The following is a 17,117-nucleotide window of genomic DNA, read 5'->3' on the forward strand; positions in this document are numbered from 1 at the left end:
CTCCGCCGCACGCTGTTATACCTCAAACTCCGATTGCAGCGCTGCACGCACGCAATACAGCACGCCCTCGGGCACCCGCCCGGCGAACTGCTCGGCAATCGCCGACACCGGCGGCAGTTCTCCTTCGCCATCGAGAAAAGCGTCCTGCACCTCACCCAGCAGGTCCTCCGGCAAGTCCAGCGCCTGCTCGATGGATAACTGCTGCTTGCCGATGGCCTCGGCCAGCAGGGTGTAGACATTCTTTTCCGAGCACTGCAACTGACCGGCGATCTGCGTCGGGGTCATGCCCGCGCGCGCCAGGCTGATCAGTTCGTGACGCACATCGGCGACCACGCGTGGAGCCTCGGCCTTGCCACTGAGCACTTCAAGAAAGGCTTCGCCATAACGCTCCAGCTTGCGCGCACCGACGCCGCTGACCTTGGCCATCTCGGCCATTGATCCGGGCTTGCTGCGCAGCATTTCCAGCAGGGTCGAGTCCGGGAAAATAACGTAAGGCGGGACGCCGTGCTCTTCGGCCAGCTTGCGGCGCAAGGCACGCAGGGCTTCCCACTGCTCGCGCTCTTCGCCACGCACCAGTTGACTGGCCGGGCTGCCGGAGCTGCTTCGCGACGTGGTTTGTGGTTTGAGGTCCTTGCGCAGTTCCAGAGAAACTTCGCCACGCAGCAGAGGACGGCACGTCTCGCTGAGGCGCAGGCCGCCATAGCCTTCAAGGTCGATGTCCGCCAGACCACGTGCAACCAGCTGGCGGAACAGCGAGCGCCACTCGGCCTCGGTGCGCGCCTTGCCCACCCCGAATACCGACAGGTGCTGATGGCCGAAGCTCTCTACCTTGTCGTTGGACTTGCCGAGCAGCACGTCGACCAGATGACCGACGCCATAACGCTGGCCGGTCCGGTAGATGGCCGACAGCGCCTGACGCGCAGGTTCGGTAGCATCCCAGGTCTGCACGCCATCGACGCAGTTGTCGCAATGGCCGCACGGGTTGGGCATGTCTTCGTCGAAATAGGCCAGCAGGGTCTGTCGACGGCAACGGGTTTCTTCGCACAGGGCCAGCATGGCATCGAGCTTGTGCTGCTCCAATCGCTTGTGGCGCTCGTCGCCTTCGGAGTTCTGCAGCATCTGCTTGAGCATCAGCACGTCTTGCAGACCGTAGGCCATCCAGGCATCGGCGGGCAGACCGTCACGCCCTGCCCGACCGGTTTCCTGGTAATAAGCCTCAAGCGATTTGGGCAGGTCCATGTGCGCCACGAAGCGCACGTTGGGCTTGTCGATGCCCATGCCGAACGCGATGGTGGCGACCATGATCAGCCCTTCCTCGTTAAGGAAGCGCTTCTGGTTGGCCGCCCGGGTTTCGGACGGCAGACCGGCGTGATAAGGCAACGCAGGGTAGCCGTTTTCACTGAGGAAGACGGCGACCTCATCGACTTTCTTGCGCGACAGGCAATAGACGATACCGGCATCGCTGCGGCGCTCGGAAAGGAAAGCCAGCAGCTGTTTGCGCGGCTGTTCCTTGGGCACGATGCGATAGAAGATGTTGGGCCGGTCGAAGCTGGACAGAAAGCGCTCGGCGTTCTGCAGGTGCAGACGCGTGACGATTTCCTCCCGGGTGCGCTTGTCGGCGGTGGCGGTCAGCGCGATGCGCGGTACATCCGGAAACAGCTCGGCCAGTTGCCCCAGTTGCAGGTACTCAGGGCGGAAGTCATGGCCCCATTGCGAAACGCAGTGCGCTTCGTCGATGGCAAACAGGGCGATCTTGAGGTTTTGCAGGAATGACAGCATGCGTGGCTGGACCAGACGCTCCGGGGCGAGGTACAGCATTTTGACTTCGCCCAGACGAATGCGATTGGCCAGGTCACGCTGCTGCTCGGCGCTGAGGGTCGAGTTGAGTGCAGCGGCTGAAACGCCCAGTTCATCCAGCGTCGCAACCTGGTCGTCCATCAGCGCGATGAGTGGCGACACGACCACGCACAGCCCGTCACGCAACAGCCCCGGCACCTGAAAACACAGGGACTTGCCGCCACCGGTGGGCATCAGCACCAGCGCATCACCACCGCTGGCTACACGCTCAATAATGGCACCCTGGCGACCACGAAAGCTGTCGTAACCGAAGATGTCTTTAAGTACGCGTTGTGCCTGCTCAAGCATAAAAAACCCCGGAATATCCTGCTGCACTGCAAAACGGAGGAGTATACCCGAGCGCTCGGGAGCAATGGATGACTGGGACATGAGCGGTCGAAATTAACTGCAATTGGCCTGCGCGCTGGCGCCACGGACGCTCAGGGCCTAGAATCCAGCATCGTTTATTTTCAAGGTAGCGCTTCCATGTCCTTCGCTGAGCAATTAACCCGCCTGCAAGTCTTCCTCGATGCAGATGAACTGCACGAAGAAGCACTGGACTACGTGGCCGCGCATGGCTACCTGACCGCCTTGTCCATCTGCGCTGAAGAGGTGCCGGAGCGCGAGTGGATCGACGCACTGTTCTCCGAGCCGCCGCAGTACTCCAGCGAAGCGCAACAGACAGAAGTCGAAGCGACGCTGATTGCCCTCAAGGCACACATTGCCCGCCAGCTGGCTTCGGACGAAGAGTTCGAGCTGCCGTGCGATCTGGATCTGGGCGACGACCCGGATGATTCCGATCTGCGCGGCTGGTGCATCGGCTTCATGGAAGGCGTGTTCCTGCGTGAAAACGCTTGGTTCGAAAGTGCTGAGGAAGAAGTCAGCGAAATGCTCCTGCCGATCATGGTCGGTTCGGGTCTGTTCGACGAGCAGCCGGAGTTCGCCGACATCGCCCAGGACGCCAACCTGATGGACGACATGATCGTGCAGATCCCCGAAGCGCTGACCGCCCTGTACCTGCTCTGCCAGGCACCCGACGAAAAGCCGGCGATCCTCAAGCCCCGCCATCACTGAGTCGGCGCCTATGGCGCAAGGCTCACCGCGCACCAGCCGTCACAGAGCGGTGCGCTATCTGCTTGTAGCGGTAGGCTGGCTGAGCGTGGTACTGGGCGTCGTCGGTATTTTCCTGCCGGTGCTGCCCACCACGCCCTTTCTGCTGCTGGCAGCTGCCTGCTTCGCGCGCAGCTCTCCGCGCGTCTACGACTGGCTGGTCAACCACCCGCAGCTCGGTCCGTGGATTCGTGATTACCTCGAAGGCAACGGCATCCCGCTCAAGGGCAAGGTGTACGCCATCGGTCTGATGTGGCTCAGCATCAGCCTGTCCTGCTACCTGGTTCCATCACCCTGGGCACGAGTCTTCATGCTGACCAGCGCAGTGCTGGTGACGATCTATATCCTCAGGCAGAAGACGCGAGCACCGGGCAGTTGCAAGAGGTAGCGCCGAGCAAAGCCGACGCCACCGCAACACTCAGACCATCACTTCTTCTTGTCCTTGTCGAAGGCCGCTTCCAGCGCTTCGTTGAGGGTGCGTAACACCTTGACCCTGGCCCAGCGCTTGTCGTTGGCCTCAATCAATGTCCACGGCGCGATTTCGGTGCTGGTGCGATCCACCATGTCGCCGACTGCCTGGCGGTAGTCAGGCCATTTCTTGCGGTTGCGCCAGTCGTCCTCGGTGATCTTGTAGCGCTTGAAAGGGATCTTTTCGCGCTCCTTGAAGCGTTCCAGCTGGGTCTGCTGATCGATGGCCAACCAGAACTTGACCACCACAACGCCTGCGTCGGTGAGCTGCTCTTCGAAGTCATTGATTTCCGAGTAGGCGCGCTTCCAGTCCGACTCGCTGCAAAAGCCCTCGACGCGCTCGACCAGCACACGGCCGTACCATGAACGGTCAAAAATAGTGAATTTGCCGCGCGCCGGTATCTGCCGCCAGAAACGCCACAGATACGGTTGCGCGCGCTCGTCCTGGGTCGGCGCGGCGATCGGTACGATGGCGTATTGGCGCGGGTCCAGTGCCGCCGCAACGCGACGGATCGCACCGCCCTTGCCTGCCGCATCGTTGCCTTCGAACACTGCCAGCAGCGCGTGGCTTTTCATGCGCTTGTCGCGCATGTTGCCGGACAGCCGCGCCTGCTCGGCAATCAACTGCTGCTGATAGTCGTCCTTGCTCAGGTTCAGGCTCAGGTCGAGGCTGTCGAGCAGCGTCAGCTCGTTACTATGAATCGCGAGCGGCCCGACCGTCAGCGCAGCGGTCTCGGGCTCGGCCTTGTTCAGCGCGGCCTGCATGCCTTCCAGCAACAGGCGGCCGACGGTCAGGCTACGGTAGTTGGCGTCCACACCCTCGATCACATGCCAAGGGGCGTATTCGCGGCTGGTGCGACGCAGGACCCGTTCGCCGAAGCGCACGAACTTGTCGTAGGTCTTGGACTGCTGCCAGTCCAGCGGGCTGATGCGCCAGCTGTGCAGCGGATCATCCTTGAGGGTCTTGAGGCGCAGCTTCATCTGTTTTTTGGACAGGTGAAACCAGAACTTGAAGATCAGCGCGCCTTCATCGCAGAGCATCTTTTCCAATCGCTCGGCACCGCTGATGGCCTGATCGAGTACCGCGTCCTTGAAGCGACCGTGAACCCGGTCCTGGAGCATCTGGCTGTACCAGTTGCCGAAGAAAATACCCATGCGGCCCTTGGCCGGCAATTGCCGCCAGTAACGCCAGACGGGCGGGTGAGCGAGTTCTTCGTCGGTCTGCTGATCGAAGGTGCGCACCTCGATCAGGCGCGGGTCCATCCATTCGCTGAGCAGTTTGACGGTCTCGCCCTTGCCTGCGCCCTCTATGCCGTTGATCAATACGATGATCTGTCGACCGGCCTGCTCGTGCAGGTCTATCTGCGCTTCCAGCAACGCTTCACGCAGTTGCGGCAACGCTGCCTCGTACGTCTCATCGTCAATGGCATGACCGATTTCAGCGGATTCAAACATGCACAGCTCCTGATTGATGTTGGCTCAGAGAACGCCTGATGGAGATTGTGACCATTGATTGCAGGCATCGGTCAATCCGCACGCCCTTGATAGCACTTTTCTCTGCGCAGACGGCTAAAATGCCGCCACTGCCTCTGCCGAGCCCGACATGACCATTACCCGCCACGCCCAGATCGACTGGGACGAACACGGCAACCCGCGTTCCCGCGAATTTTCCGACGTGTACTTTTCCACCGAGTCCGGTCTGGACGAGACGCGCCACGTGTTTCTGGTGCAGAACGACCTGCGCCGACGCTTCACCGAATTGCCGGACGACGGCAGGCTGATCATTGGTGAAACCGGCTTCGGCACCGGGCTGAATTTCCTCTGTGCCTGGCAGTTGTTCGACGAGTGCGCGCCCGCCAATGCGCGCCTACAGTTCGTCAGCGTCGAGAAATACCCGCTGAGCCGCGCCGACCTGCAGCGTGCCCTGGCGTTATGGCCAGAGCTGTCGCCGTTCGCGGGTCAATTGCTCGATCAATATGTGGCTGTGCATGAAGGCTTTCAGCGTCTGGTGTTCGCTGGCGGCCGTGTAACCCTGACGCTGCTGATTGGCGATGCGCTGCAGATGTTGCCGCAACTGGACGGGCAGATCGACGCCTGGTTTCTCGACGGTTTTGCGCCAGCGAAAAACCCGGAAATGTGGACCCCCGAGCTGTTTGCCGAACTGGCGCGCCTGTCCACATCGAGCACCACAATTGGCACCTTCACCAGCACCGGCTGGGTGCGCCGCTCGCTGAATGCGGCAGGTTTCAAGATGAAGCGCGTGCCGGGCATCGGCCATAAATGGGAAGTGCTGCGCGGCACTTTTATCGCCTGGCCAGAGGACGTGGCGCACCCGCCTGCCGCCAAGCCCTGGTTCGCCCGCCCCGCGCCGATTGACGGCGAGCGCAAAGCGCTGGTGATCGGCGCGGGGCTGGCCGGCTGCGCTACGGCTCAGAGTCTGGCGCAACGCGGTTGGCAGGTCAGCCTGCTGGAGCGCCACGCCGCACCGGCACTGGAAGCATCCGGCAACCCGCAGGGCGTGCTGTACCTGAAACTGTCGGCGCACGGTACAGCGCTGTCACAGTTGATCCTCAGTGGTTTCGGTCATACGCGAAGGCTGCTTGAACGCTTGCAGCGCGGAGTCGACTGGGACGCTTGCGGGGTGCTGCAACTGACCTTCGATGACAAGGAAGCGCTGCGTCAGAAACAGCTGGCCGATGCCTTCCCCGAATCACTCCTGCACCTGCTGGACCAGCCTGCGGCCGAAGCGCAGAGCGGCGTTGCGCTGAACAGTGGCGGGCTGTTTTACCCCGAAGGCGGCTGGGTTCATCCGCCTGCGCTGTGTCACGCACAGGCCTCGCACGCCAATATCCGTCTGATCGCTCATCAGCAGGCATTGGAGCTGAGACGCGTCGATGATCAGTGGCAGGTCTGGAGTGACGAACAGTTGATCGACAGTGCTCCGGTCGTGGTGCTGGCCGGGGCAGCTGATATCCAGCAGTTTTCGCAGAGTGCCGACTTACCGCTCAAACGCATCCGCGGGCAGATCACCCGTTTGCCGCAGACTCAGGCCAGCACGGCATTGCGCAGCGTGGTGTGCGCCGAGGGTTATGTGGCTCCGGCGCGTCTGGGCGAACATACGCTGGGGGCCAGTTTCGATTTCAACAGCACTGACCTGACGCCGAACCTGGCCGATCATCTGGACAATCTGGGGCTGTTGCGGGAGATCTCGGAAGACCTCAGTTCGCGCCTTGGGGCCGCCGATTTGGCGCACGAGCAATTGCAGGGGCGCGCGGCGTTTCGCTGCACCAGCCCGGATTACCTGCCCATCGTCGGCCCACTGGCCGACCGCAAGGCGTTCATGCAGGCCTATGCCGCGCTGGGCAAGGACGCACGTCAGGTGCCGGACATCGCCTGCCCGTGGCTGGACGGCCTGTACGTCAACAGCGGCCACGGTTCGCGCGGGCTGATCACCGCGCCGCTGTGTGGCGAACTGATCGCCGCCTGGCTCGACAACGAACCACTGCCTTTGCCACGCAGCGTGGCCGAGGCCTGTCACCCCAACCGCTTTGCCCTGCGCGGGCTGATTCGCGGCGGCGGGAAGTAGCTTTATGATTGTCGTTCGGGAATGCTGGTCGCGACGCTCTGCGTAGCAAAGAGGACGCAGAGCGTCCTGAACGGCATGACGACGCGGAGCGTCGCACGATAGCTGATATCTGGTCGCGACGCGCTTGCGCTCAGGCGCTACTCTTTGAACTCAGTCAAGCATATAGAGCCGCTCATGCTGCAAGTGCGAAACGTATTCAAGCGCTACACCACGGCACAGGGGCCGCTGGATGTCTTGCGTGGTGTCGATCTGCATCTGGCACAGGGCGAAAGCCTGGCGTTGATGGGGGAGTCCGGCAGTGGCAAGAGCACCTTGCTGCATTTGGTCGCGGGCCTGGATCAGGTCGACGATGGCAGCATCGAGGTAACAGGCCAGCGTCTGGACCTGATGAACGAAAGCCAGCTGGCCAACTGGCGGCGTACCGAGATCGGTCTGGTGTTTCAGCAGTTCAACCTGATCGGCAGCCTGAAGATAGCCGACAACCTGGCGTTTCAGGCACGACTGGCCGGGCGCGTAGATGCAGCTTGGCAGGCGCATTTGATCGAGCGCCTGGGTCTGGCCGCACTGCTGGATCGCTATCCCGAACAGCTCTCCGGCGGACAGCAGCAACGAGTGGCAATAGGCCGCGCCCTCGCCTCTCGACCCGGCCTGCTGCTGGCTGACGAACCCACCGGCAATCTCGACGAAGCCACCAGCGACGAGGTGCTGCAACTGCTGCTGGATATTCTCGCCGACAGCCCCACCAGCCTGCTGATGGTCACCCACAGCCCGCGCGTCGCGCAGCGCCTGTCGCGTAAAGTGGTACTGCATATGGGGCGTCTGGCTGACGAAGGCGAACGCTGATGCGGGTTTTCTATTGGACGCTGCGCGCCCTACTGAGCCATTGGCGCCGTCATCCGGTGCAGTTTTTCAGTGTGCTGACCGGCTTGTGGCTGGCCACCGCGCTGCTTACCGGTGTGCAGGCGCTCAATAGCCAGGCTCGGGAAAGCTACCAGCGCGCCAGCCAGCTGATTGGCGGCGAGCCGCAGACCCGTATCGCCGCCAGCAGCGGCGGACTGTTCCCGCAGGCATTGTTTATCGAGTTGCGCCGCGAAGGCTGGCCCGTATCGCCCATGCTGCAAGGCCGTATCGTGCTTCAAGGGCGCGAAGACCGTCGCCTGCAACTGATGGGTATCGAGCCGGTGACCTTGCCGACCGGCTCGGCACTGGCCGGGCAGACGCTGAACGCCGAACAGGTCGTGGACTTCCTCACGCCGCCGGGCATGACCTGGATTGCACCGCAGACCCTGCAAGCGCTGGGGCTCGAAGAAGGCCAGCAGCCGTTGACCGAAACCGGTGTTCCGCTGCCCCCCTTGCACGCCAAACCCGACATGGCGCCCGGCGTTTTGCTGACTGACATAGGCTTTGCGCAACCGTTGTTGGGCCAGCCAGGGCAGTTGTCCGGAATGCTGCTGGCCAAGGATTTTGCCCGGCAGAACCCTGCGCTGCCGGCAGCCCTGAATGACCTGCTGGTGATCAAGAAAAGCGGCGAAGAAAACAATCTGGAGCGCCTCACCGAAAGCTTCCACCTGAATCTGAATGCGCTCGGGGTGCTGTCCTTCATCGTCGACCTGTTCATTGTCCACGCGGCCATTGGCCTGGCCCTCGAACAGCGCCGTGGGCTGTTGCGTAACTTGCGTGCCTGTGGCGTCAGCGCACGCCTGTTGATCGCTGCGCTGGGCGTGGAGCTGGGTGCGCTGGCCCTGTTGGGCGGTATTTTTGGTGTGGTCAGCGGCTACTTGCTGGCCAGCCTGTTATTGCCGGATGTCGCGGCCAGCCTGCGCGGCTTGTACGGCGCGGAGGTCGCCGGCCAGTTGAACCTCAGTCTGTGGTGGTGGCTGAGCGGTATCGGCCTGAGTCTGCTTGGCGCGTTGCTGGCCGGTACCAACAGCCTGTTGCGGGCTGCGCGCCTGCCGTTGCTGGCGCTGGCCGATGCACAGGCATGGCAGCAAGCCCATGCACGCTGGTTGCGGCGTCAGGCGTGGGTGGCGGTGCTGGGCGTTGTGGTTGGCGTGAGCGCGCTGTCGTTCGGCACCAGTCTGATGCTGGGGTTTGTGATGATGTCCGCCCTGCTGCTCAGTGCCGCACTGGCCCTGCCGGTTTTACTGGACGCCATGCTTGGCGGTCTGTTGAAGCGCAGTCGCTCGGTGCTCGGGCAATGGTTTCTGGCGGATTGCCGTCAACAGTTGCCCGCCCTGAGTCTGGCGCTGATGGCCCTGTTGCTGGCGATGGCCGCGAACATCGGCGCAGGCAGCATGACCTCGGGTTTTCGTCAGACGTTCAACAGTTGGCTGGAGCAACGCCTGACCGCCGAACTGTATGTCAGCCCGCAGAATCCGGAGCAGGCCGAGCCGCTGAACACTTGGCTGAGCCAGCAACAGGATATCCGCGCCGTGCTGCCCAACTGGCAAGTGCCGGTGCAAGTCCAGGGCTGGCCAGCGGACCTGTTTGGCGTGATCGATCATGACACCTATCGCCAGCACTGGGCGTTGCTGGAATCCGTCGCCGGTGATCCGTGGAATCTGTTGCGCGATGAAGACACAGTCATGCTCAGCGAACAATTGGCCCGCCGCCTTCAACTGGGGCTGGAAGATACGCTGAATATCCCGGTGCCCACTGGCAAGTGGACCCCACGCATCGTCGGGATCTATGCCGACTATGGCAACCCCAAGGGCCATCTGCTGGTCAATGCCCGGCACCTGCTCGCCCACTGGCCGCAATCGATGCCGGTGCGTTTCAACCTGAGGGTCGATCAGGCGACAATCCCGTCGCTGGTCACCCGGCTGCAAGCGCGTTTCAAGCTGGACGACAATCACATCATCGATCAAAGCCAGCTCAAGGGCTGGTCGAGCCAGGTCTTTGAACGTACGTTTGCCGCCACTGCCGCACTCAACAGCCTGACACTGGGCGTGGCGCTGTTCATCAGCCTGCTGACCCAGAGCCAGAGCCGCCTCGGGCAGCTCGCCCCGTTGTGGGCGCTGGGCGTCACGCGACGGCAATTGATGCTGCTCAACCTGGGGCAGACCTGGCTGCTGGCGGTCCTGACACTGGTGCTCGCGCTGCCACTGGGGCTGCTGCTGGCCTGGTGCCTGGATGCGGTGATCAACGTTCGCGCCTTTGGCTGGCGCCTGCCGCTGCAGGTGTTCCCGCTGCAACTGCTGCAATTGATGGCGCTGGCGATGCTGGCGACTTTGCTGGCCTCGGCCTGGCCGTTGCTGAGGCTGTACCGTAGCCGTCCAGCGGATCTAATCAGGACATTCGCCAATGAACAGTAAATGGCTGGTGCCGCTGGTCATCGCAGCGCTACTCACCGCCTGCGACGACAAACCGCAGCCTGAAAGCGGTTTCGCCGGTCTGGGCAATACGGCCGACAGCTATGCGCAGGTGACACCCGGCAAGGTCTTTTCATTCCCGCAGGACCACGGCCAGCACCCCGGCTTTCGTATCGAGTGGTGGTACATCACCGCCACCCTCAAGGATGACGCGGGCCAGCAGTTCGGCGTGCAGTGGACGTTGTTTCGCAATGCCCTGCGCCCCGGCCAACAGACCGGCAGCGGCTGGAATGACGGCACGATCTGGCTGGGCCATGCGGCGGCGACTTCAAGCCGCGGCCATTATGTGGCGGAGCGTTATGCGCGCGGCGGTATCGGTCAGGCCGACGTGACACTGGCCCCGTTCTCGGCGTGGATTGATGACTGGGCCTTTACCAGCAATGTCCGCAGCGGTGATCCGCTGACTGCCATGCAACTGAAGGCCAGCGGCAAGGACTTTCGCTACGACCTGAACCTGACATCCAGCAAACCGCTGGTGCTGCAGGGTGAACAGGGCTACAGCCAGAAATCGGAGGCAGGCCAGGCGTCCTACTACTACAGCCAGCCCTTCTTCGACGCCAAAGGCAGCGTGGAAATACAAGGCAAGTCCTATCAGGTCACCGGCCACGCCTGGCTGGACCGGGAATGGAGCAGCCAGCCACTGACCGCCAACCAGAGCGGCTGGGACTGGTTTTCGCTGCAACTTGCAGATGGCGATCGCCTGATGCTCTATCGCATCCGCCACAAGAACGGTGTCCCCTACCTGACCGGTAACTGGATAAGCGCCGACGGCACTACCCGGATGCTGCACGCCAACGAGATCAGCCTGGAGCCATTAAAGGAAACCGTGATCGGCGAGCATAAAGTGCCCACCCGCTGGAGAGTCAGGGTCCCGGACCGAAACCTGGACATCACCACCGATGCGCTGAATCCGGCCGCCTGGATGGGCGTGAGTATTCCCTACTGGGAGGGGCCGGTGAGGTTCAGCGGGAGTCAGGAAGGCGTGGGGTATCTGGAGATGACCGGGTATTGAGCACTCCGATTAGCCGTCATGCCCGGCCCAGTTTTTCCAGCGCCGCGTCGGCCAGGAAGGTGGAACGACTCTTGATGCTGTGATCCCGTACATAGCGATCGATCTGCTTGATCACGAAACCAGGCAGTGTGACGTTGACCTTCTCCGTCTTACCAAGATAAGGCGTTACGTCAATCTCGATCATGCCCCAGCCCATTCCGGCGAAATCGGTATTCCTGGCGTGCTCGGCAACAGTGCCGGCCTTGGGTATGGTTCCACCACCAGCTGCTATTTCCTGAAGCATGATATGAGCAATCTCCACCGCCGCGGCGTGGGCTTCCTCGAACGTATCGCCTGCGGTTACGGCACCTGGGATATCGGGAATCTGGATACCAAACGCCGTGGTTTCGCTTCCCCATTCTATGCACATTGGATATTTCATTTTTTTCTCCAAAAGGGTATCAGGGCAAAACTGGACTAAACCAGCCCGGCAAGCTTTTTGATGGCCCGCACCGTCCCGAATGGCAAGTCTTTCTTGGGATGCGGCACGGGGACTGTCTGAAGTTTTTCAGGATGCTTGAACATATGGTGACTGCCTGAAACACGATCCAGAATCCATCCATCTGCTTCAAGCTCCTTTATCAATTGCCTGCTCTGCACCCCCACCTCCAGTCATTCGACTTAAAAAATATAACCCTGGGCGCATGTTAAGACAATACAAAAAAGGCACCCAGAGTTATCTTTTTTATTCCTTCACAACTTATTTCGCGAAGACTAGCCTGCGCTTGCCTGGCTCGACGAGGGAGCCAGCCAATGCAGCCAAACCAGCTGAAAACAAACTCTTATAACTTTTTGATCTAAAACTACCATGCCCTCACTGGGTCAGTTTCTGGGTGACTGCACTTTCTCAGTCACCTCCCCAACGGAAACCCGGTAAGGACTTATGTGCGGATTAGCAGGTGAATTACGTTTCGACCATCAACCAGCGGACCTAGCCGCTGTTGAACGCATTACCCATGAGCTGGCGCCTCGCGGCCCGGATGCGTGGGGGTTTCATAGTCAGGGGCCAGTTGCCCTTGGTCATCGTCGCCTGAAAATCATGGACCTGTCGGATGGCTCGGCGCAGCCGATGATCGACAGCAATCTGGGCCTGTCCATGGCCTTCAACGGCGCGATCTACAACTTCCCTGAATTGCGTGCCGAGTTGGAAAGCCTTGGCTATCAGTTCCATTCCGGCGGTGACACCGAAGTGTTGCTCAAGGGCTATCACGCCTGGGGCGCAGACATGCTGCCCAAGCTCAATGGCATGTTCGCCTTTGCCATCTGGGAACGTGACAGCAAGAATCTGTTCATCGCCCGTGACCGCCTCGGCGTCAAGCCGTTGTATCTGTCGAAAACCGACAAGCGCCTGCGTTTCGCGTCCTCGCTGCCTGCCCTGCTCAAGGGTGGTGACATCAGCGGGATGCTTGATCCGGTAGCGCTCAACCATTACCTCAACTTCCACGCGGTGGTGCCTGCGCCGCGCACCTTGCTGGCCGGCGTCGAAAAACTTCCGCCAGCCAGCTGGATGCGTATCGACGCCAGCGGCAAGGTCGAACAGAAAGTCTGGTGGACCCTGCCCTACGGCCCGCACGAAGACGAGAAAAATCTCACCCTCGAAGACTGGCGCGACCGGGTACTGGACAGTACGCGTGAAGCGGTAGCGATCCGTCAGCGTGCTGCCGTGGACGTCGGTGTTCTGCTGTCCGGCGGCGTCGACTCGAGCATGCTGGTAGGTCTGCTGCGCGAAGTGGGTGTCGAGGACCTGTCGACCTTCTCTATCGGTTTCCAGGATGCCGGCGGCGAGCGTGGCGACGAATTTCAGTATTCCGACCTGATCGCCAAGCACTACGGCACGCGCCATCACCAGTTGCGTATCCAGGAACGTGAGATCATCGAGCAGTTGCCTGCGGCGTTCCGCGCCATGAGCGAACCGATGGTCAGCCACGACTGCATCGCCTTCTATCTGCTGTCGCGTGAAGTGTCGAAACACTGCAAGGTGGTACAGAGCGGTCAGGGCGCTGATGAACTGTTCGCCGGTTACCACTGGTACCCGCAAGTCGACGGCGCGAGCGATCCGGTGGCGGCCTACCGCGACGCATTCGTCGACCGCAGCTACGCGGAATACGCCGAGACTGTGCAGCCGAAGTGGCGCACTGCCAATGACGCCGCCGGTGATTTCGTTCGCGATCACTTTGCCCAGCCAGGCGCCAGCGCCGCCGTCGACAAGGCCTTGCGCCTGGACAGCACGGTGATGCTGGTCGATGACCCGGTCAAACGTGTCGACAACATGACCATGGCCTGGGGCCTGGAAGCGCGCACGCCGTTCCTTGACTATCGTCTGGTCGAACTGTCGGCTCGCATCCCCGGCAAATTCAAGTTGCCCGACGGTGGCAAACAGGTGCTGAAAGAAGCTGCGCGCATGGTCATTCCTTCGGAAGTGATCGACCGCAAAAAAGGCTACTTCCCGGTGCCTGGCCTCAAACACTTGCAGGGCGACACGCTTAGCTGGGTGCGCGAGTTGCTGACCGACTCCAGTCAGGACCGCGGCCTGTTCAACCCTGCCATGGTCGACAAGCTGCTGACCAACCCCGAGGGCCAGCTCACGCCATTGCGCGGCTCCAAGCTGTGGCAACTGGCAGCGCTGAACCTGTGGCTCAGCGAACAGGGACTGTGATCGATGAAACAGAACGCGACGACTTATAGCCAGCGCCTGTTGCGCGGCCAGTCGCCCTCGTACGAACGTCTGCAGGCACGACTCGCTGAAGACGGCAGCCAGATAGATGCAGACCCTCTGGCGCTGCATTGTGGCTGGGGACGCTTGCTGATCGGTCATACCTACCCGGATCCGGCCGCGCTGGCTCAGGACCTGCTCAACGAAAAACCCGGCGAGCGCGACATCGCCCTGTACGTGGCAGCGCCGCAACAGGTGTTGGCGCAGTCGCCGCAGCAGTTGTTTCTCGACCCGTCGGACACGTTGCGCCTGTGGTTCAGCGATTACCGCCCGGCGCACCGTGTGTTTCGCGGCTATCGCATCCGCCGTGCGCACAATGAAAGTGACTGGCAGGCCATCAACAACCTGTATCTGGCGCGCGGCATGCTGCCCATCGACCCCGAGCTGCTGACCCCACGCCACGAAGGTGGCCCGGTCTATTGGGTGGCCGAGGATGAGGGCAGCAAAACGATCATCGGCAGCGTCATGGGCCTCAATCATCAAAAGGCCTTCAATGACCCGGAAAAAGGCAGCAGCCTCTGGTGCCTGGCCGTCGACCCGCAATGCACGCGTCCGGGCGTGGGCGAAGTACTGGTCCGGCACCTGATCGAGCACTTCATGAGTCGCGGCCTCAGCTACCTCGACCTGTCGGTGCTGCATGACAACGATCAGGCCAAGGCGCTGTACGCCAAATTGAATTTCCGCAACCTGCCGACCTTCGCCATCAAGCGCAAAAACGGCATTAACGAGTCATTGTTTCTCGGCCCTGGCCCGCAGGCGGACTTCAATCCGTACGCGCGGATCATTGTCGAGGAAGCCCACCGGCGCGGCATTGACGTGCAGGTGGATGATGCGGATGCCGGGCTGTTCACTCTCAGCTACGGCGGTCGTCGCATCCGCTGCCGCGAGTCGTTGAGTGATCTGACCAGCGCGGTGAGCATGACCCTGTGTCAGGACAAGAGCCTGACACATCGTGCCCTGAAGGCCGCCGGCCTGCGCTTGCCCGAACAGCAAAGGGCGGGCAACGCAGACGATAATCTGGCGTTTCTCGAAGCGCACGGGCAAATCGTGGTCAAGCCGCTGGACGGTGAACAAGGCCAGGGCGTGGCGGTTGATCTGCGCACTATCGAAGACGTGCAAGCCGCCATCGAACAGGCTCGTCAGTTCGATACTCGCGTGATCCTGGAAAGCTTTCACGAAGGCCTGGACTTGCGCATCGTGGTGATCGGCTTTCAGGTCGTGGCTGCGGCGATACGCCGTCCGGCTGAAATCATTGGTGATGGTCGCCACACCATCAAACAATTGATCGAAGCCCAAAGCCGACGCCGCGCCGCTGCAACGGATGGCGAAAGCCGCATTCCGATGGATCAGGAAACCGAGCGCACGGTGCGCGAGGCCGGTTTTGACTACGCCGATATTCTGCCGATGGATCAGCGCCTGGCCGTGCGCCGTGCCGCCAATCTGCACACCGGCGGCTGCCTGGAAGATGTCACGGCCATTCTGCACCCGGTGCTCAGCGACGCAGCAGTACGTGCTGCACGGGCGCTGGATATCCCGGTCGTCGGTCTGGACCTGATGGTGCCGGCCGCCGATCAGCCTGAATATGTGTTCATCGAAGCCAATGAACGCGTAGGCCTTGCCAATCACGAACCACAACCCACCGCCGAACGTTTCGTCGATCTGTTGTTTCCGCACAGCCTGCCTGTGCATATCTGATCGCAGCTGCGGGCACGGCTGCAAATGGCGCATCAGCCTTTGCAGCCCGTGGCTTGCAACTGTTCCATGAGGAGCATCCATGACCCCTGCAAATATCCCCGATCCGGATCTGAAATACCTGCAGAAAGTTCTGTTGGAAATGCTCGCGATCCCAAGCCCTACCGGCTTTACCGACACTATTGTGCGTTACGTGGCCGAGCGCCTCGAAGAACTCGGCATCCCGTTCGAACTGACCCGCCGCGGCACGATTCGCGCCACGCTGAAGGGCAAGCAGAACAGCCCCGACCGGGCCGTATCGGCGCACCTGGACACCATTGGTGCCAGTGTTCGGGAAGTCAAAGACAACGGCCGCCTGGCGCTGGCTGCAGTCGGCTGCTGGTCGAGCCGCTTTGCCGAAGGCAGCCGGGTCAGCGTGTTCACCGACACCGGCGTAATCCGTGGCAGCGTTCTACCGCTGATGGCTTCCGGACATGCGTTCAACACCGCCGTGGACGAAATGCCGATCAGTTGGGACCACGTCGAGCTGCGCCTGGATGCCTATTGCACCACCCGCGCCGACTGCGAATCACTGGGCATCGGCATCGGTGACTTCGTGGCTTTCGACCCGCTGCCGGAGTTCACCGAGAGCGGACACATCAGTGCCCGTCACTTGGATGACAAGGCCGGTGTGGCGGCACTGCTCGCCGCGCTGAAATCCATTGTCGACAGCGGTGCCGAGCCGTTGATCGATTGCCACCCGCTGTTCACCATCACCGAAGAAACCGGTACGGGCGCAGCCGGTGTGCTGCCTTGGGATGTGAGCGAATTCGTCGGCATCGACATTGCACCGGTTGCGCCGGGTCAACACTCCAGCGAGCACGCCGTCAGCGTGGCGATGCAGGACTCGGGCGGTCCTTACGACTACCACCTGTCCCGCCATCTGCTAAGGCTGGGCGTGGACAACGAGCTGCCGGTGCGTCGTGACCTGTTCCGCTATTACTACAGTGATGCGCACTCGGCGGTGACCTCGGGGCATGACATCCGCACCGCCCTGCTGGCCTTCGGCTGTGACGCGACGCATGGCTACGAGCGCACGCATATCGACAGTCTGGCAGCGCTGAGCAAGTTGCTCGGTGCCTACATGCTCAGCCCACCGGTATTCGCCAGCGATGCCAAGCCTGCGCAGAGCTCGCTGGAGCGCTTCAGCCATCAGATCGAGCACGATGCGCAGATGGAATCCGACACCCGCGTGCCACCGGTCGACAGCCTGATCGGGCAGAATCGCGAAGAGAGTTGAGGCCCTGTGAA

Annotated in this window: 13 protein-coding genes; 9 read left to right on the forward strand and 4 right to left on the reverse strand. The window is 61.6% G+C overall.

The window, feature by feature from the left end; all coding sequences use genetic code 11:
* Positions 1 to 15 precede the first annotated feature (15 nt).
* Positions 16 to 2,145 (reverse strand): DNA helicase RecQ, encoded by a 2,130-nt coding sequence (gene recQ / locus ACW55A_RS07010; RefSeq protein WP_003363290.1) that lies wholly within the window; start codon positions 2,143 to 2,145, stop codon positions 16 to 18.
* Positions 2,146 to 2,322: 177 nt separating this feature from the next.
* Here recQ and ACW55A_RS07015 point away from each other — a divergent pair, with 177 nt between their 5' ends.
* Both ACW55A_RS07015 and ACW55A_RS07020 read left to right on the forward strand, forming a co-directional pair.
* A complete protein-coding gene (locus tag ACW55A_RS07015; RefSeq protein WP_003314545.1) occupies positions 2,323 to 2,910 on the forward strand; it encodes a UPF0149 family protein in 588 nt (195 codons plus the stop codon).
* Between the two features lie 10 nt (positions 2,911 to 2,920).
* Positions 2,921 to 3,334, forward strand: a complete 414-nt coding sequence (locus ACW55A_RS07020) for a YbaN family protein (RefSeq protein WP_455809499.1) — start codon at positions 2,921 to 2,923, stop codon at positions 3,332 to 3,334.
* Positions 3,335 to 3,372: 38 nt separating this feature from the next.
* Here ACW55A_RS07020 and pap read toward each other — a convergent pair whose 3' ends face one another.
* Entirely contained in the window at positions 3,373 to 4,869 is a 1,497-nt protein-coding gene (pap, locus tag ACW55A_RS07025; RefSeq protein WP_003434319.1) for a polyphosphate:AMP phosphotransferase, read from the reverse strand.
* Positions 4,870 to 5,017: 148 nt separating this feature from the next.
* Here pap and mnmC point away from each other — a divergent pair, with 148 nt between their 5' ends.
* From mnmC to ACW55A_RS07045, 4 genes are all read left to right on the forward strand, one after another.
* Positions 5,018 to 7,000, forward strand: a complete 1,983-nt coding sequence (gene mnmC, locus ACW55A_RS07030; protein WP_455809500.1) for a bifunctional tRNA (5-methylaminomethyl-2-thiouridine)(34)-methyltransferase MnmC2/FAD-dependent 5-carboxymethylaminomethyl-2-thiouridine(34) oxidoreductase MnmC1 — start codon at positions 5,018 to 5,020, stop codon at positions 6,998 to 7,000.
* 174 nt (positions 7,001 to 7,174) lie between these two features.
* Positions 7,175 to 7,843: an ABC transporter ATP-binding protein gene (locus tag ACW55A_RS07035; protein WP_044309787.1), complete on the forward strand. Its 669-nt coding sequence runs from the start codon at positions 7,175 to 7,177 to the stop codon at positions 7,841 to 7,843.
* The gene (locus tag ACW55A_RS07040; RefSeq protein WP_498810951.1) at positions 7,843 to 10,314 is read left to right on the forward strand and encodes an FtsX-like permease family protein; all 2,472 of its coding nucleotides are present in this window, start codon (positions 7,843 to 7,845) and stop codon (positions 10,312 to 10,314) included. Before ACW55A_RS07035 ends, ACW55A_RS07040 begins: the two co-directional genes overlap by 1 nt.
* Positions 10,304 to 11,383: a lipocalin-like domain-containing protein gene (locus ACW55A_RS07045; protein WP_455809504.1), complete on the forward strand. Its 1,080-nt coding sequence runs from the start codon at positions 10,304 to 10,306 to the stop codon at positions 11,381 to 11,383. The genes ACW55A_RS07040 and ACW55A_RS07045 overlap by 11 nt, the downstream gene beginning before the upstream one ends.
* Before the next feature lie 16 nt (positions 11,384 to 11,399).
* Here the strand turns inward: ACW55A_RS07045 and ACW55A_RS07050 are convergent, their stop codons facing one another.
* Together ACW55A_RS07050 and ACW55A_RS07055 are read right to left on the reverse strand one after the other, a co-directional pair.
* Entirely contained in the window at positions 11,400 to 11,804 is a 405-nt protein-coding gene (locus ACW55A_RS07050; RefSeq protein WP_058397167.1) for a type II toxin-antitoxin system HicB family antitoxin, read from the reverse strand.
* Between the two features lie 35 nt (positions 11,805 to 11,839).
* Positions 11,840 to 12,022, reverse strand: coding sequence for a type II toxin-antitoxin system HicA family toxin (locus tag ACW55A_RS07055; protein WP_003434313.1), 183 nt, complete (start codon positions 12,020 to 12,022; stop codon positions 11,840 to 11,842).
* A 283-nt stretch (positions 12,023 to 12,305) separates the two neighbouring features.
* Here ACW55A_RS07055 and ACW55A_RS07060 point away from each other — a divergent pair, with 283 nt between their 5' ends.
* The 3 genes from ACW55A_RS07060 (at position 12,306) to ACW55A_RS07070 (ending at position 17,106) form a co-directional block, all read left to right on the forward strand.
* A complete protein-coding gene (locus ACW55A_RS07060; RefSeq protein ID WP_024661722.1) occupies positions 12,306 to 14,078 on the forward strand; it encodes an N-acetylglutaminylglutamine amidotransferase in 1,773 nt (590 codons plus the stop codon).
* A gap of 3 nt (positions 14,079 to 14,081) precedes the next feature.
* Entirely contained in the window at positions 14,082 to 15,830 is a 1,749-nt protein-coding gene (gene ngg, locus ACW55A_RS07065; RefSeq protein ID WP_054082162.1) for an N-acetylglutaminylglutamine synthetase, read from the forward strand.
* Between the two features lie 79 nt (positions 15,831 to 15,909).
* Positions 15,910 to 17,106 (forward strand): osmoprotectant NAGGN system M42 family peptidase, encoded by a 1,197-nt coding sequence (locus ACW55A_RS07070; RefSeq protein WP_003412697.1) that lies wholly within the window; start codon positions 15,910 to 15,912, stop codon positions 17,104 to 17,106.
* Positions 17,107 to 17,117 lie beyond the last annotated feature (11 nt).

The sequence above is a fragment of the Plantibacter cousiniae (nom. nud.) genome (assembly GCF_977070315.1).

What these genes read in the sequence shown, in the direction of transcription:
- ACW55A_RS07045 (WP_455809504.1), top strand. Translation starts at nt 10,304, where the DNA reads ATGAACAGTAAATGGCTGGTGCCGCTGGTCATCGCAGCGCTACTCACC.
- ACW55A_RS07070 (WP_003412697.1), top strand. Translation starts at nt 15,910, where the DNA reads ATGACCCCTGCAAATATCCCCGATCCGGATCTGAAATACCTGCAGAAA.
- ngg (WP_054082162.1), top strand. Translation starts at nt 14,082, where the DNA reads ATGAAACAGAACGCGACGACTTATAGCCAGCGCCTGTTGCGCGGCCAG.
- pap (WP_003434319.1), bottom strand. Translation starts at nt 4,869, where the DNA reads ATGTTTGAATCCGCTGAAATCGGTCATGCCATTGACGATGAGACGTAC.
- ACW55A_RS07035 (WP_044309787.1), top strand. Translation starts at nt 7,175, where the DNA reads ATGCTGCAAGTGCGAAACGTATTCAAGCGCTACACCACGGCACAGGGG.
- ACW55A_RS07015 (WP_003314545.1), top strand. Translation starts at nt 2,323, where the DNA reads ATGTCCTTCGCTGAGCAATTAACCCGCCTGCAAGTCTTCCTCGATGCA.
- ACW55A_RS07050 (WP_058397167.1), bottom strand. Translation starts at nt 11,804, where the DNA reads ATGAAATATCCAATGTGCATAGAATGGGGAAGCGAAACCACGGCGTTT.
- mnmC (WP_455809500.1), top strand. Translation starts at nt 5,018, where the DNA reads ATGACCATTACCCGCCACGCCCAGATCGACTGGGACGAACACGGCAAC.
- ACW55A_RS07060 (WP_024661722.1), top strand. Translation starts at nt 12,306, where the DNA reads ATGTGCGGATTAGCAGGTGAATTACGTTTCGACCATCAACCAGCGGAC.
- ACW55A_RS07040 (WP_498810951.1), top strand. Translation starts at nt 7,843, where the DNA reads ATGCGGGTTTTCTATTGGACGCTGCGCGCCCTACTGAGCCATTGGCGC.
- ACW55A_RS07020 (WP_455809499.1), top strand. Translation starts at nt 2,921, where the DNA reads ATGGCGCAAGGCTCACCGCGCACCAGCCGTCACAGAGCGGTGCGCTAT.
- recQ (WP_003363290.1), bottom strand. Translation starts at nt 2,145, where the DNA reads ATGCTTGAGCAGGCACAACGCGTACTTAAAGACATCTTCGGTTACGAC.